This is a genomic window from Dokdonia pacifica (genome assembly GCF_900188275.1).
Taxonomy (GTDB): domain Bacteria; phylum Bacteroidota; class Bacteroidia; order Flavobacteriales; family Flavobacteriaceae; genus Dokdonia; species Dokdonia pacifica.
Genome location: NZ_FZNY01000001.1, coordinates 846845 through 862457, shown reverse-complemented (window position 1 = coordinate 862457; position 15613 = coordinate 846845). Strand labels below are relative to the sequence as shown.

The following is a 15613-nucleotide window of genomic DNA, read 5'->3' as shown; positions in this document are numbered from 1 at the left end:
TTCAAGTATATTTCTAAATAATAGAAGGGGCTTCGTTTGTGGTGTTTATATGTTTTTTTCTTTGAATAATAGTTTTAAATGTATCAAGATACATATCTGTAATTCGTTCCATTGGGAAGGCAATAGAGGCTTTATAATTTGATTCGCCCAATGCTATTCTATAGCTATCATTTGTGATAATTTTTTTGATAGCTGTTGCTAAACTTTGTACGCTTTCAGGATTGAAAAACGCTCCTTGGTATCCTTCATCTTTAATTAATAAAGCTAAGTCTCCTAGGTCTGGCAGTACAACCGCTTTTCCATAGCTTCCAGCTTGGTGTAATACACCAGAGCTTCCTGTAGTTGCTGTATAAGGGAATACAACCACGGCACTGTCTTTAAATAAAGAAGGAACTTCCTCTTCTTCTACATATCCTGTAAAACGAACTTGGTTTACATGCTTATATTTTTTTTCTACACTTGCCAAATAACCAGGCACATTAGGGTTGTCTGTTCCAGCGATAACTACTTCTACATCTAGATTTGATGTTTGTCTTATCAATTCAACAGCTTCAATAAGAGGCTCTACCTTTTTGTACGTTCCAAACTTTCCAAAGGTCATGATTTGTAAAGGACCCTCTGGAATGGTATATTCAGGAGCTTCTTTTGAAACTTCAAAAGTTCCGTGTGGGATGCATTGCACATTAGATACTTTATATTTTTCTTCAAGGATAGTTACATACTTTTGCATAGTTACTGCAACAACATCTGCTTGTAAGATCAATCTAGTAATCATAGATCCAATAAAATTATACCCTTTCTGGAGTATCTTATTAGAGGTGAATCCTGCAGAACCAAGATCTACTTCTTCTAATATATTATGAAGTAATGCAATGGTAGGAATCTTTTTTAATTTACAGACAAGAGGTAATAAAAGTCCTAGTGTAGCAGGTATTTTTTTATCTCCAAATTTCATGAATTGTAAGTTAAACAAGACTGCATCTGGTTGTGTTTTTTTAATAGCCTTACTCACACTAAAAAGCGTACCGTAACTATTAAATGACCAACACTCTTTGATCGTTATTTTACAACCATTTTCAACAAATGATAGGTTTTTTTCTCCTTGAGTTCTATCCGTAAGTAATACAATTTCTGTAACCTCTTCTTTCTGTCTAAAATGCTTTACAAGATGAAAAGCATATTCATTTAATGTTACTTTACTAGGAGGATAGGCAGTGACTATGGCGAGTTTCATAAGTATTGTTTTTAATGTGAATAGGTAGGGGCTATGTTATATGTTATCTATATATGATGTGGGGTGGTATTATTTTTAAGCAGCTTTATGATAGCTAAACTCATAGTAGATGTCTTTGCATCCATAACCAGTGATTGAAAATTCTTTTTGATTTTCTGTTGCAGTTGTATGTAGTTTTTTGAAAGTTTCTACACCTGTTCTGTCTATTTCACTTACTTTATCAATATTGATTGTTAATGCTTCATCTTCATGCTTTCTTAATACGTGCGTAAAATGTGTTAGAAAAGAGTTAGAAGTTCTTGAATTTATTTTTCCAGTGATGTAAAAAGTTCCGTTGCATTCTAAAATTTGTAAAGCCATGATTCTTATTTTTAATGAGTTATTGTTTTAATTCTGGTGTAAATATCGTTTAGGAATGGTAGGAATTAGGTCAGAATTCGGTGAGTTGCCATTTACTGTAGATGAATGGCTTGCTACTGAAGATTTGTGATAAATAAGAAATCAGAAAAAACGTAATATGTTGATTACGTATGTGTTGAATTTCGCTTAAAGCGAAATAAAATAAAAGAGAACTCGATATTAGTTTTTCTTCTTTTTCTACAGTATAACAAGGTGTTTCCGTTAAAAATTTTTGAAGCCTTGGAAAAAATTTAGGAAACTCCTTTTGGTTTTTCGCTTCAAGCGAAAAAATACCTAAGAAAAAGCGTCTTTTCTTTTGGTTCTGTTTTCTTTGGACGAGCAAAGAAAATGAACAAACATGTTTATTTTGAATTAATTAAATGAGTTTTAGTATAACCAAATTAAAGATGACTAATTATTTAAGCCGACTCAGGTTAAATAAAGAAGGAATAGGGTATGGTCGTAACTAAGCTACTAGAAGTCTAATTAAAGTAAATTGAGCCTTTTCATGAGTTCAGGTCTGTTTGATCTACTTACTGGGATGACATCTTTCTTAATTAAAACACTATTATCCTCAATATCAATAATTTTTTTGACATTAATAATATAGGATCTGTGTACTTTTAAAAACAGATCTTTAGGAAGTTTATCTTCTATTTTCTTTAAAGTAGAATGTACCGTATAATTTTTGTCTTCTGTTTTGACATTGATGTAATCTCCTTTGGCTTCTATGAGATAGATACTCGGAATCTCGAGTTTTATTAGACGTCTATCTATATTTATATATAAATGTGTGTCTGATGCTGACTCTTGATCTGTAGGAGTTTGTGTAGCAGTAGTATTTGTCGCAGCAAAATTGCGTGCTTTTTGAATTGCTTTTTCAAACCTTGGGAACGGGATAGGTTTTACCAAATAATCTACAATACAATCATACTCAAATGCTTCGATAGCAAAATTAGCATCAGATGTAGTTAAAATTATTTTAGGAGGGTTTTTGAGTGTTTGTATAAAGTCAAATCCTGTAAAATCAGGCATGTGAATATCCAAAAAAATCAGATCTACCTCATGTTGATTTAGGTATTTAATAGCTTGTATGGCGTTAGGAAATTCTTCTAAAATTGTAAGATCATCTATTTGCGAGCATAATTGGTTTATGATCACTCTTGCAGTCGTTTCATCATCTATAATAATACAATTCATATCTATGGCTTACAGGGTTATCAAGTACTCAGAAATAACATTTAAAACAGCTTCAAATTCAGTTCTTAAAGTAGAATCGTCTTCTTTTAGATTGTTTTCAAATGCAACTGCTATTTCATAACTCTTCTCAAGTCCTAAAATACTAATTTTATGTTTAATCTTGTGTACATTTTCTGCAGCTTCTTTATGATTTTTTGCCGCTATGTTTTTAAGATAGATGGCTTTTTCTTCAGGGAATTCATCTTTGATAACGGCAAGTAGTTTTTCTTTAAATGCCTTATTTCCAGCAGCTAATTGATCGATATATGAATGGTTTGGTAGTTCCATGGGATTATTTTTTAATCGTAAAGAAGAATGTAGTGCCTTCGTTTACTTTTGATGTTACCCAAATATTTCCTTTATATAAATCGATGATTTTTTTTACGATAGAAAGTCCAATACCAGAAGAGTCTTTGCTTTGTTTTAAAGAATTAAATATTTTGAAAATAGTATCATAATATTTTTTATCAATGCCAATCCCGTTATCACTAACAGAAAACTGATGATAGGATTTTTTGTCTTTATAGTCAATAATGATATGCCCTTTTTCTTTGTCATTAAACTTAATGGCATTACTAATTAAGTTTTGAAAAACTTGCTGAAACTTTATCTTATCTCCTTTTATGATAGGCAAGTTGTTTACAACATCAATAGAAATGTTTTCTGGAACATATAATACCTGTTTTAAGTCATCAATGAGGGTATTAAGATTTACTTCTTCAGATTCATCAGTAGTAGCTCCAATACTAGAGTACTTTAAGATATCTGAGATTAATTGTTCCATTTTTTCTAAGGTCATTTCGATGAGGGAGAAGTTTTTTAAACTGGCTTCATCAAGCTTTCCTTTATTATCTTCCTTGATCCAGGAAGTAAGTGCTTCTATACTGCGTAACGGAGATTTTAAATCATGAGATACGATATGTGCATATTCCTGTAATTCATTATTACTTTTTTCCAGTTTTTGGAGTAAATTTTCTTTTTGTAACTCTAATTGTTTTAGTTCTGTAATATCCAAGTGAATTCCGATAGAGCCTACCACTTTGCCGTTGAGGTTATAATTAGGGGCGCCGCTTATAAGCCAGTACCTTAATTCTCCATTTTTTGTGCGTGCTTGCACTTCATAGGAGTTAGATTTTCCTTGTATTCTTTTTTGATTCTCACCGGCCATCTTTTCTTTGAATTCTTTTGCAAGCAGTATTTCGCCCCCTTTTTTGCCTAATAACTCTGCTTCACGATAACCAGACATTTCTTCAAGGCTTTGATTAACCATCAAGATCTCGTCATCATTGTTTACTTCGATGAGGCCTAGTTTCATATTTGCAATAATATTGCTGTATTTTTCACGCTCTGCTTCTATATTTTCTCGAAATCTTCGGTGTAAGGTGACATCGCGATAAGTCCATAAGTGTCCTTTATAATGCCCTTCTTCATAAATAGGGATAAAATCCCTTTCTAAAATACGGCCATCTACAAGCGCAAGCTCATCTGAGAGTGTCTGTTTTTTATTTTGCGTAAGCGTATTAATACGAGTAACAAACCCCTCAGGATCTAAAAAAAGATGCTTACTCTGTTCTGCAGCATGTTCACAATTTTGTCCTATAAGTTGTTCTGGAGTTGCAGGGATATTAAAAAAATCACAGAAACGCGTATTTGTAATAACAATATTGCGATATTCATCTTCAAGGAGAACCCCACTTTCTAGATTTAAGATTAAAGCAGATAAACGGTTTTCAGAATCTATGAGTTGCTGTTCTGCGGCTTTCTCATCAGTCATATCTCGTACAATTCCTTGAGCAGCAATAGGTTTTTTTTGTTTATCAAAAACAACACTAGCATTAATATGCACCCATCGTACTCCTTTATTTCTTGTATTTACACGAGCAGTATAATTTGTAAAAGCCCCTTTGGTTCTAAGTTCATTAAAAGATCTCATTGCATACCCATAATCTTCATTATAGATAAGTGCTACAACATTAATTTTTTCTTTTTCAATGTCATAACCAAAAAGATCAATAGCAGCATCATTCATTTTGATGACATTGCCATTGAGATCCATGACTAAATAGGCATCATTTATATTTTCAAAAATCCCTTGTAGTTGTGAGGTTTTTTCGTCTAAAAGATGCTCTAACTGTTGATTTACATCTTTTAATTCTTGAGCAGTATTATATAATTGTAGGGACTTCTCTTCTAGAATTTTTTCAGAAGCTTTTCGTGCGGCTTTTTCTCTTTGTAGTGCTCTTTGTAATATATCAATTTGTTCTTGACTCATTAATTTTTGGTAATGATAAACTTCACCTCTGTACCATCTTCTTTTATTTTTTCTAAGGTGATTGTTGCTGTGGCATTAAAATGTTCAAATGTTTTATTCATTAACCCCAAACCAAAATGATGCATCGCTCTACTAGATTTATATATCATAACAAGTGAGTTTTCTGTTTTACTCTCTACTAAAAAAGTAGGAAGCTCTGCATCTGGATATATTTTTCGTACCTCTACGTGAATATGATTTTCAATAGAAGCTAGCATTTCTATAGGATCTTTATAAGTGCTTAAAAGCCCTGGGTAACTATCTTCTAGAACGCTAAAGAAATGTTCTGCATATACCAATAATAAATTATCTATTTCTATCCCTGTATTAGTACTTAAGTTTTGGAGTAATTGTAGCATTTCAGAAAACTTATAAGTACCCACTGAAGTATAGACGCCTTCAGATTCTAAAGCAGATTGGGAAATGATTTTATCAACCATTTCTAATCCAAACTTATCTTCTACAAGATCTAAAAATTCTGTAAAAACAATTCCTTTCATTTATGCTTTAATTAATTCGTTAACACTCCAATATGCTAAAAGCTTTTCAATTTTTGAAACATAATCATCATACTTTAAAGGTTTCAAAACATAGCCAGCAATTCCTATTTTATAACATTCTAGTAAATCCTTTCTATTATTGGAAGTGGTAAGTACAATAGTAGGTAAATATTTTAAACTGGGATCGCTTTTTAAAATCTTTAAAAACTCAATCCCATTAATTTTAGGCATATTTAAATCTAATAAAATAATATCTGGTAATGAGTTTCCTTCTTTTAAAATAGAAAGTGCTTCTTCTCCATTGTTAGCTTCGATAATATTGTGGTTTAAGTTTAGGCTAGAAATCGTTCTATTTAATTTCATGATTTCTATCGTGTCGTCTTCAATTAACAACACATCAAGTAAGTTACTCATAATGAGATAGTATATCAAATTTTATTTGAAAATAGTTCAATTTTTATGGTTTACCCGTATGTTTCGTTTAATCAAAAGGTACTGTCGGTGAATAACCATTAAGTGTCGACGAATGGAATTGAGCATTTTGGCTCTTTCTATTATATGAACTGTACTTCAAAACATTCATTTGAGCTTCCTGTTTTAATGCCTTAAATTTTTCTAAAAAACGGTAAGAGCAATCATGAACATATCGTTGTTCTATTTGAATTTCAAAAAACAAGATAAATTCTAAATGCCTTAAATGATACTTTAAAACATCATTTTCTTTATTTTTTTCCCCTTGATTTCTTGATACATACAACTCCATTGCTTCATCATTATGGTATAAAATTAAACCACATTGATGTGCATTCATCAGATATTCTTTTAAATAGAATAATCCTTAGATGAGTGGCATATATCTGTAGACGAATGGATTATGGAGTACTTGTGTTTATGTATTCATCCAAGTTTTAAAGTCACTTGTTTTGGGCCTACTTACGATAAACTCTTGATCTCTTGGATTTGTAATGGTAAGTTTTACACGATGATTAAAATAGGGATCTATCTTATGAATAGCTTCTTTAGCAATTATTTGGCCTCTATTAATTCTATAAAATTTACTTTGATCTAGTGTGTTAAATAATTGATCTATCGTTTCATCAATAATATAACGCCTGTCTGAAGTAACACCAAAAGTGATGCTCTCTTCTGAGTATGCATACAAAAGGTCCGTAATTTTAATTTGTACAAAACCGTTACCCTCTTTTACTAATAAACCTGTTCTGGTTTGTGGAGCTTGAATGCTTGTAAGAAGTTGTTTAAATATAGCAGGATCAACTGCAGTGGGTTGATTAGTTTTTTGAAACTTTTTCAATGCAGTAGTAACATCTTCCTTCTGTATAGGTTTTAATAAATAATCTATACTATTTACTTTAAATGCCTGAATAGCATATTGATCAAAAGCTGTTGTAAAAATAATAGGCGCTTCTACGGTTGTTTTTTGAAAGATTTCAAAACTCAATCCATCAGCTAGTTGAATATCCATAAACACCAAATCTGGTACTGCATTTTTCTGAAACCATATCACAGCATCTTCTACCGTATCAATAATATCTAATAATTCATACTCAAATGCACATGCTTTTAACATACGTTGTAACTGGCTCGCTGCGCGTGGTTCGTCTTCAATAATGAGTACTTGCATAATTATTTTTTTTGATCCGACATATTTAATAAAGGAAGATGTACTGTAAAGAATTCTCCGTCGTTTTTTATCTCTATAGGCTGATTAGATATGAGCGCATAGCGTTTTTCAATATTTTTCAACCCTAACTTCGTAGAAGGCAATTTTGTAGACTTTGCTTGAATTTTATTAGTGACACATACATGATTCTCCTTAATGGATATTTCGATAATAAGTGGTTTAGATCTAGAAACCACATTATGTTTGATTGCATTTTCTAACAGAAGTTGAATGCTCATAGGAACCACCATTTTATCAAGTGCAGTTTCGGGAATATCCCATTGCACTTGCAAGTTGTCTCCAAAGCGTTCTGATTGGATATGAATATAAGCTTGTGAAAACTTTAATTCATCTCTTAAGGTGATTAAATTTACATTTCCAGACTCTAATATAAAACGGTATACACCAGATAGCTTATCTACAAATTCTTTGGCTTCATCTTTTGAGTTTTGATCTATAATATCTCGTAATGTATTGAGCGTATTAAAGAAAAAATGAGGCTGTGCTTGATTACGCAATGCATCTAATTGTGCTTGCACCATCACTTGTTTTGTCTGCTCCTCTTCTCGAATACTTTTTTTAAGCATCGCATGGTAATAAATCGCTTCATAGATGGCTTGAATCATCACACTTATAATGATTATAGGCAAAAGAACTTTAAATCTATCAAAGAGGTTATAATGGTAGTTTTCAAAAAACGAACCAATAATCATACTTCCTATATAATCTATAAGTGGTACAGATATGATAATAAAAAAGAACACAATCATGATACGTTTTAGCGTATCATGAAATGACGGGTAGTTTTTACGTAAGTAGATGATCACATTACGCATAAAAAACCAATTAAAAAGTGTAAAAAATAATGATATCAGCCAGCTAATAAAAACTTCTATAAATGCAATATCTTTTGGAAAATTACTGAAGAGATAACATGTTACTATACTTAGTATTAGAATAGAAACAAACGCAAACCAAAAGTCATTAAACCCTAAATATTTAATACGTTTTTCTTTGTTAAATAATCTCATACCGTTTTAAATTCTATTCTTCTAGTATACGTTTTTGCATTTCGGCAGGTTCAATATAAACTTCGCTTTCGCGAAAGCGTATACAACCAGCATTATATTTACTAATACTATTATGAACCCGTTGTACATTTGATTCTATTTCTACTACTTTTTTCCCTACCCTAAAGGGTGAATAGTAGAAATTTTCATTCCATCCTTTAGGATTTGAGGAAAAGAATGAAAATATAGCATCTAAACCCACTCTATTTTTTCTAAATGCACAACTGGTTATTATTACAACTTTATAAATGGCATTCCTTGTTTTGCTTGATAGAATGTAAACCCAATCCATCCAGCAAATAGGAGTCCAAAAAGAACAACACCAATCACTTGATTTCGAGTGGTAGTATTCCATTTTTTAGAGAGCCATACTGCGAATAACGGTATAATTTGTATGCTATGCAATCCAAAAAAGTGTGCTACTCTTAAGTCTCCCGCAACCGTACTCCAGTTTAAGATAGGTAATCCTGCACCACCATCGGCTACGCCTACAGTATGTGCTACTTGACTAATCATTTGGCCGCCAATCCAACTTCCTGCCACTATAATAATCCATCCCATAAGGATGGCCCATTGCACTGGTCTTGGTGTTTTTAATCGCAGTCTTAAGGTCTCAATAATAAAGAATACCATAATCAAAACATTGATTCCTATTAAAATACCCATCGCGGCAAAGAGCATTCCGTCAAAAGCAGAAGACATATTGTAATGTGATTGTACGCCTCTTGCTGCCTGATATACAATAATGCTAATCTCTAGAAGTAATGTCCATGAATTAATATTATTGATGATATTCTTTTTCTTTGTAGAAAAAGGGTATAGCGTAATGAGATAGCCAAATGTGAAAATATAAATCGCTCCAGAGATGGTAAACTTTAAAGGTTTGATCCAAACATTAATTCCCATTAATGTTCTATCATCTACTAGGAGACCAATGAAACATCCTACTGCCATGAGTAGATGTAGTATGACAATCCCATATAGAATAGGACTTGATGTTTTTACAGTATGAATTATGTTTTTGATACTTTTCATGATTTCTTAAGTTTAATAGCTCGTAGTATCATAAAGGCAAGGAACCCTATAGGTCCTAGCATAAATGTCCCGAAAAGACACGGAGCCATGAGTAATTGATGAATTTGTAGTTTTTTATTTTGATCTAACATCCACATGCCCACCACAAGATCAAATGCGAGATAATGTACCCAACCTGCGAGTACAGCATGTTCTTCGGTAAATAATGCCATAACCGATTGGAGACTTCCAAAATCCATCCCACCACCTATTTGCATAGCTTTAAAAATATATACCGCATAAATAGCTGATAAGGCTAGAGGGATTACTTTAAAATCTATGAAGAAGCGAGTCACTTTCCATTTTGGCAATACGATCATTAAAATCCACATAGGCATGGTGATCATTCCTGCTATCGAAAAAACTTCTGTGGGTGTCATGGTTGTTCGTTTTTTAATTGATAGGTCAAAGATGTGATTCTTATAAGAGAATAGAAAGGCGATTTCGCTCAACTGTCGTAAATGACTTTTGAATTGTAATGTACGCTTTAACGCTTTGCTCTTCCTTTGGTCGTGAATCTCGCAGGCTCGATTTCGCGAAAGCGTATAAATGTATAATAGGAATAAAGACTAGAGACGTAAAAGGTGTCCGTTCAAGGGCGGTCGAGAACTACAATAAATGAATAGCTGACGATAGTTCTCGACTGCGCTCGAACGGACATAAGCATGTTCATATCGATTTACCAAAAATAAATCTCATCCACAAAAAGCCATGCAGGATTCCCAGCTGCAGGATGCCATTCGGGTAATTTATCATGATTTTTGATCACTACTTTTACATATCGGGCTTCTGTGTTTGAAAGTTCAAGTGTTACTTTTTTTGTTTCTGTATCACCGCCTTCTCCTTCTCTAGAGACTTTCATGGCTGCTGCTTTTTTAAAAGGCCCTTTTTTAGTAGTAGACGTATACACTGTAAAATCGGTAGGGTATAAAATCCAACTACCTACACTCTCCATAGTACTAAAAGAAACATGTTGTATAGGTTTTATAGCACCAAGATCTATAGTTGTATTGAGATCTGTCCCAAAATACCCTGTCCAATTCCCATCCTTAAAGTCGAGACTGCCTTCTTTTAGATCAAAAAGTTTATTGGCATCAGGATAACTCTTATCAGGTTTTGTTTGGATGGTGAAGTTGGTAATCTCCTGTTGAATATTAGCATATTCACGTATGGTCACCTCACTAGGTTCCCATCCTTTTTTAAAAGCAGCTACTTTAAGGGTTTTGGATTGATCTAGAATAATTTTATCAGTATAGATCGTTGAGGTTGTATCAGGTGCTTCTCCATTCAGAGTATACCGTACTTCAACATTTTTTAAACGACTGTCAAGGGTGATATGAATCGTGTCTTTAAATAATGTTTTAATGGGTGTTATTAATGGAGGCTCTAGCTGACTACTTTCCACAAAACCTTCGGCACTATTGCTTTGAATATTGATGTTGTATTGTTCCCCCAATTTGATGGCTGTCTCTTGATCTACTTGTGTTTGCCACGCATAGATTTGTTTAGGTTGTATCGTTTGTACTAATTCTGTAAGACCCTCATTAGAAATAGCAGTGTTGTACATATTTAATACTTCAAGATGTTCTAATTTTTTGATGTTTTTAATAGAAGCATCCGTAATTTTTGTGTTGTCTAAACGCAATGATTTTAAGTTTTTGAAATCTTTAAAAACCGTAGTCATTTCGTCTGTGATTTCAGAAGTATTGACATCTAATTCAACGATTTGGTCTTCCAGTTCAGAAAGGGTTTCTATATGTTCCTTGGTAGGATTGGATCTTAATAGTTTTACAGTTAGTGCTCCTTTGCCTGGCACTAATTCCAATACTCTAAAACCAGCCGTTTTCACTTCTTCGATAGCATCAGTAGAAGCTTTCGGAATGATCACTTCATTAAAAACGAGGTATTTTTTGAGTTTATTCCGTAAGGTGTCATTCTCTATAGTATGTGTCGCATAATTTTTAAAATCTAGCCCTTGATCAATCCAATGTTTTAATAGCCAAATCTCATCCTTTGTTAATTGCGCTTTGCCTTCAGGGGGCATGTGCTCTTCATCAGAAATGGGAAGTAATAAGCGTGTATATAATAAACTTTGAGCAGCATCTCCCTCAATGACATTGGCACCGCTCACACCTCCTCTTAGAATCGTCTCTTTTGTAAGCAACGATAGCTCTCCTTTTTGCTTACTCGCATTATGACATTGTATACATTTATCATCTAAAATCTTTGCGACAACATCATCATACATTCTCAAACTATCTATTACTTCTATCGTTTTTTCTTTTTCAGGAACACGTGCATATTCTGTTAGGAAACCATCTCCATGCGTGAGGACGCTTCCATAATGTCCTGCAATACTTATGAGGATAAGCGTTGCTATAAATAGCGGCAAGAATAGCTTTTTTGTTTTTGGATTTGAAGTGTTGCTTATTACAAATAGGATACTCGTTAATACAGCTGTTGCAATACCTGTGTAAAAATGAAGATCTAAGATCTCTTCTTGATACCCTCCTTCTAGCGAAAGGAAATAACCAAAAAAGCAGGTGATTATCGCAAAAATGGCTGTAAATCCTAGTAAATTTCTAATGATGGCCGTTGGATACTTTTTTTGAAAACGACTGGTCATATCTATAAAGAAAGTAACCACTAGCGCACCAATAGGCAGATGCAACAATAATGGGTGAAATCGTCCAAAGAATAATACAAACCGAGGGGCCTCTTCTGTATTTAGCGTATATAAAGTCATCACGCCAAACACCGTTAGGATGATGAGAAATATACTTTTATATGCTTGATTGCTTTCTTTCATTCGTTAAAAATCCATTCATCCATAAATAACCATGCGTTCATGCCTTTTCCAGGATGCCATTCCGGAAGTTTTGAATTATATACTCTAATTGTCATGGTTTCAACATTCCTATTAATGGGGATTTGGAAATCTTCTAGTTTTTTAAGTTCTCCTTTAGGTATATTGGATACGTTATAGCGTATCCTATGGGTTTTATTTATATATACCTCTACTGCCTCTGGCGGAAAAATCCATGATTTTGTATCAATAAGATAGCCTATGGTTATGTTTTTTATACGAGGCTTATATTTAAAATACATAGTAGCTATAGCGGTTGTATCATATCCGACCCATTGCGTATCTCTGAAATTTACAGATCCCTTTGTATGATTCATCAGCGTGATAGAATCTATTCCAGGATATTTGGAATTGGGCTTTGTATTCCAAAATAGTTTACGAGGAATAATCCCCTTTTTATACAATTTTAAGGTTGTAGTTTCACTGGGTTTCCAATCTGCATGAAAAGCTTTAAAGGAATAAGAGCCTTCTTTTTCAACCGTAAGAGGAGTGGTGTATTTTGTGTTGTTTTCAGTAGGAGCTGTACCATCAGTTGTATAATAAATACCAACATCTTCTAGCGCTAATGCAGCAGTTATTGTTACAGCAGAATCTATAATCGTGCTCGTAGCCGTTACGCGAGGTTGTGTGATGCTGACTTGCTGTTGTTGTACAAACACGCTATCAATAGGTGTTGTTTTTTCAGCACAACTTAGGATGCTTATCAAGAGTATACTTAGAATGGCTATCCTCATACTCTTGTTAATTTTATAGGATAGGTTTGACCAGAATTCCATTGGGCGACATACATATTTTCATCATCATCTATACACACATCATGCGGATGTTGAAACAATCTGATGGTTTGATACAACTCATCCAGTTCATTATTACGATACGAAGGCGCTGTCGCACCAGGACAAGAAACTACTTCATTTTTTTCATTCATAATCAAGATGAAACCAGAGTCATCATGTACTGCGTTTTTAGATCGTAATACTGCAAAATAGATATCATTTTTATGAATCACAGGACGACAAATTAATGCGCCAGGTACAGGAATAGTTTCTATAAAAGTACCGTCTAAATCAAATCGTTTTAACTGATTGAGTTCTCTGGCAGTAATCAATAACGATGGATTATCGGAATCTCTATAGTCATAACAAATGCCATGTGCATTCAGGAATTGTCCATTTTCGGTGCCTTGTCCTCCAAAGATATTCAGTAATTCTCCCTTATGGTTATAATGTGTAATATATTGTTTCCCATAGCCATCTGCTACATAAATATCTCCATTTTTGGTAACGGTAGTTTCGGTGGGTTTGAAATCTTCTTTATTAGTATACTTTCCAGTTTCTAAAGGCGCATCTATTTTAAAAACTACTTTACCATCGATAGTAGTTTTGATAATCTGATGGCGTTCATAATCTGTGATGAATAGGAAATCGGTGCCATTTTCTTTAACAAGAGTGAGTCCGTGGGCTCCTGGATATTCAGTTCCCCATGTTTCGATTAGTTTTCCCGATTTGTCATAAATAATGACATTATTCTTAGTGTGATTGGTTAATAATACAATCCGTCCTTTGGAGTCCTGTACCATCTCGTGACAGTCATTTACAGGTGTTTGTGATGGATTGAGATTTCCCCAGTTGAGGTTTACTTTATATTGATGTGCGTTATGACCTATAATAACATCCTTAGAGGATGATACTGAGAACGCTTTCGCGAAAGCGGGATATGTCAGAAACCCCATAGCGAGGTAGGAAGATTGTTTTAAAAATTTTCTACGACTCATATGGAATTAGCTAATAAGATCGTGAACTACATGGCCAGAAACATCCGTAAGTCTGAATCTTCTGCCTTGATGTTTGTAGGTGAATTTTGTATGATCTACCCCCATTAAATGCATCATGGTGGCTTGTAAATCATGTACGTGTACGGGATCTTTTACGATGTTATACCCAAAGTCATCGGTTTCTCCATACGTAAATCCAGGCTTTACACCACCGCCCGCCATAAACATAGTGAAGCATTTTGGGTGGTGATCTCTCCCATAATTGGTTTCGGTGAGTGTTCCTTGGCTGTAGTTGGTACGTCCAAATTCACCTCCCCAAACCACAAGGGTATCTTCAAGGAGTCCGCGTTGTTTTAAATCCATGATTAATGCAGCGGTCGCCTGATCAATATCTTTGGCTTGTTTTTCTATTTGTGTGGGTAAATTTTCATGCTGATCCCAACCCATATGGTAGAGTTGTACAAAACGCACATCTTTTTCAACTAGGCGTCTTGCGAGTAAGCAATTGGCTGCATAGGTGCCAGGTACCGTTGCTTCGGCGCCATACATTTGGATAATATGATCGGGTTCTCCTTCTATATCCATCGTATCGGGAACAGAAGTTTGCATTCTATAGGCCATCTCATATTGTGCGATGCGGCTATTGATTTCTGGATCGCCAAATTCTTTTTCCTGCTTTTCATTTAATTCGGCAATATGATCGAGCATTTTGCGTCGCTCAGATCTATTCATTCCTTCAGGATCTTTTAGGTATAATACAGGGTCTTTTCCTGATCTAAATTGCACTCCTTGGTGTAGCGAACTTAAGAATCCATTTCCCCACAGTCGGGAATATAAAGGTTGTGCAAGCGGTCTTCCCGTTCCTCTGGATAATAATACTGTAAATGTTGGGAGGTTATCATTAAGACTTCCTAATCCATAACTCATCCATGATCCAATACTGGGTCTTCCTGCTTGTTGTGATCCTGTTTGGAAAAAGGTAATAGCTGGGTCATGATTTATGGCTTCGGTATGCATGGATTTTACAAAGCATAACTCATCTACAATTTTTGCGGTATATGGCATGAGATCACTTACCCAAGCTCGGGACTCTCCGTATTGATTGAATGTAAAATTACTACCCACTAGCGGAAAGCTATCTTGTCCAGAAGTCATTCCTGTAAGACGTTGTCCTTTTCGTACAGAATCAGGTAAATCCTGACCTCTCATTTTATCCAACAACGGCTTGTAATCAAACAATTCTAATTGGGAAGGGCCTCCGCTTTGAAATAAATAAATAACGCGTTTTGCTTTGGGAGCAAAGTGAGGCAGATTCATGCCTTTAAGCGGAGAATCTGGTGCTTCTACTATAGCCGAAAAAGGATCTAACATCGAAGCAGCAGCAAGTCCACCAATACCCAAGCTCAGTTTCTTTAGAAAATGTCTGCGGTTATTATTGAGAAAATGTTTTGAGATTTCTTCCATA

17 protein-coding genes are annotated in these 15613 nt (G+C 34.2%); all 17 read right to left on the bottom strand.

Features of this window, described 5'->3' with window-relative positions:
• Positions 1–13 precede the first annotated feature (13 nt).
• Positions 14–1234 (bottom strand): glycosyltransferase, encoded by a 1221-nt coding sequence (locus CHB80_RS03885; protein WP_089370106.1) that lies wholly within the window; start codon positions 1232–1234, stop codon positions 14–16.
• A gap of 75 nt (positions 1235–1309) precedes the next feature.
• A complete protein-coding gene (locus CHB80_RS03880) occupies positions 1310–1594 on the bottom strand; it encodes an STAS domain-containing protein (protein ID WP_089370105.1) in 285 nt (94 codons plus the stop codon).
• A gap of 525 nt (positions 1595–2119) precedes the next feature.
• Positions 2120–2833 (bottom strand): LytR/AlgR family response regulator transcription factor, encoded by a 714-nt coding sequence (locus CHB80_RS03870; protein ID WP_089370103.1) that lies wholly within the window; start codon positions 2831–2833, stop codon positions 2120–2122.
• A gap of 9 nt (positions 2834–2842) precedes the next feature.
• A complete protein-coding gene (locus tag CHB80_RS03865) occupies positions 2843–3160 on the bottom strand; it encodes a histidine kinase (protein ID WP_089370102.1) in 318 nt (105 codons plus the stop codon).
• 4 nt (positions 3161–3164) lie between these two features.
• Complete coding sequence (locus CHB80_RS03860) at positions 3165–5144, bottom strand: PAS domain-containing sensor histidine kinase (protein ID WP_089370101.1); 1980 nt, start codon at positions 5142–5144, stop codon at positions 3165–3167.
• Positions 5144–5683 (bottom strand): heme NO-binding domain-containing protein, encoded by a 540-nt coding sequence (locus tag CHB80_RS03855; protein WP_089370100.1) that lies wholly within the window; start codon positions 5681–5683, stop codon positions 5144–5146. Before CHB80_RS03855 ends, CHB80_RS03860 begins: the two co-directional genes overlap by 1 nt.
• Positions 5684–6097, bottom strand: a complete 414-nt coding sequence (locus tag CHB80_RS03850) for a response regulator (RefSeq protein WP_089370099.1) — start codon at positions 6095–6097, stop codon at positions 5684–5686.
• 67 nt (positions 6098–6164) lie between these two features.
• Entirely contained in the window at positions 6165–6494 is a 330-nt protein-coding gene (locus CHB80_RS03845; protein ID WP_089370098.1) for a hypothetical protein, read from the bottom strand.
• A gap of 78 nt (positions 6495–6572) precedes the next feature.
• Positions 6573–7325: a LytR/AlgR family response regulator transcription factor gene (locus CHB80_RS03840; protein ID WP_089370097.1), complete on the bottom strand. Its 753-nt coding sequence runs from the start codon at positions 7323–7325 to the stop codon at positions 6573–6575.
• Positions 7326–7327: 2 nt separating this feature from the next.
• Positions 7328–8395, bottom strand: coding sequence for a sensor histidine kinase (locus tag CHB80_RS03835; RefSeq protein ID WP_089370096.1), 1068 nt, complete (start codon positions 8393–8395; stop codon positions 7328–7330).
• A 13-nt stretch (positions 8396–8408) separates the two neighbouring features.
• Positions 8409–8636 carry a hypothetical protein gene (locus CHB80_RS03830; RefSeq protein WP_089370095.1) on the bottom strand — a complete coding sequence of 76 codons (228 nt, stop codon included), beginning with the start codon at positions 8634–8636 and terminating at the stop codon, positions 8409–8411.
• Positions 8637–8668: 32 nt separating this feature from the next.
• Entirely contained in the window at positions 8669–9469 is an 801-nt protein-coding gene (locus tag CHB80_RS03825; RefSeq protein ID WP_089370094.1) for a hypothetical protein, read from the bottom strand.
• Complete coding sequence (locus tag CHB80_RS03820) at positions 9466–9888, bottom strand: ABA4-like family protein (RefSeq protein ID WP_089370093.1); 423 nt, start codon at positions 9886–9888, stop codon at positions 9466–9468. Before CHB80_RS03820 ends, CHB80_RS03825 begins: the two co-directional genes overlap by 4 nt.
• Before the next feature lie 299 nt (positions 9889–10187).
• Positions 10188–12317 (bottom strand): FN3 associated domain-containing protein, encoded by a 2130-nt coding sequence (locus CHB80_RS03815; RefSeq protein WP_089370092.1) that lies wholly within the window; start codon positions 12315–12317, stop codon positions 10188–10190.
• Entirely contained in the window at positions 12314–13108 is a 795-nt protein-coding gene (locus CHB80_RS03810; RefSeq protein WP_179218078.1) for a chitobiase/beta-hexosaminidase C-terminal domain-containing protein, read from the bottom strand. Before CHB80_RS03810 ends, CHB80_RS03815 begins: the two co-directional genes overlap by 4 nt.
• Entirely contained in the window at positions 13105–14148 is a 1044-nt protein-coding gene (locus tag CHB80_RS03805) for an NHL repeat-containing protein (RefSeq protein ID WP_089370090.1), read from the bottom strand. Before CHB80_RS03805 ends, CHB80_RS03810 begins: the two co-directional genes overlap by 4 nt.
• 6 nt (positions 14149–14154) lie before the next feature.
• Positions 14155–15612, bottom strand: coding sequence for a DUF1501 domain-containing protein (locus CHB80_RS03800; RefSeq protein WP_089370089.1), 1458 nt, complete (start codon positions 15610–15612; stop codon positions 14155–14157).
• Position 15613 lies beyond the last annotated feature (1 nt).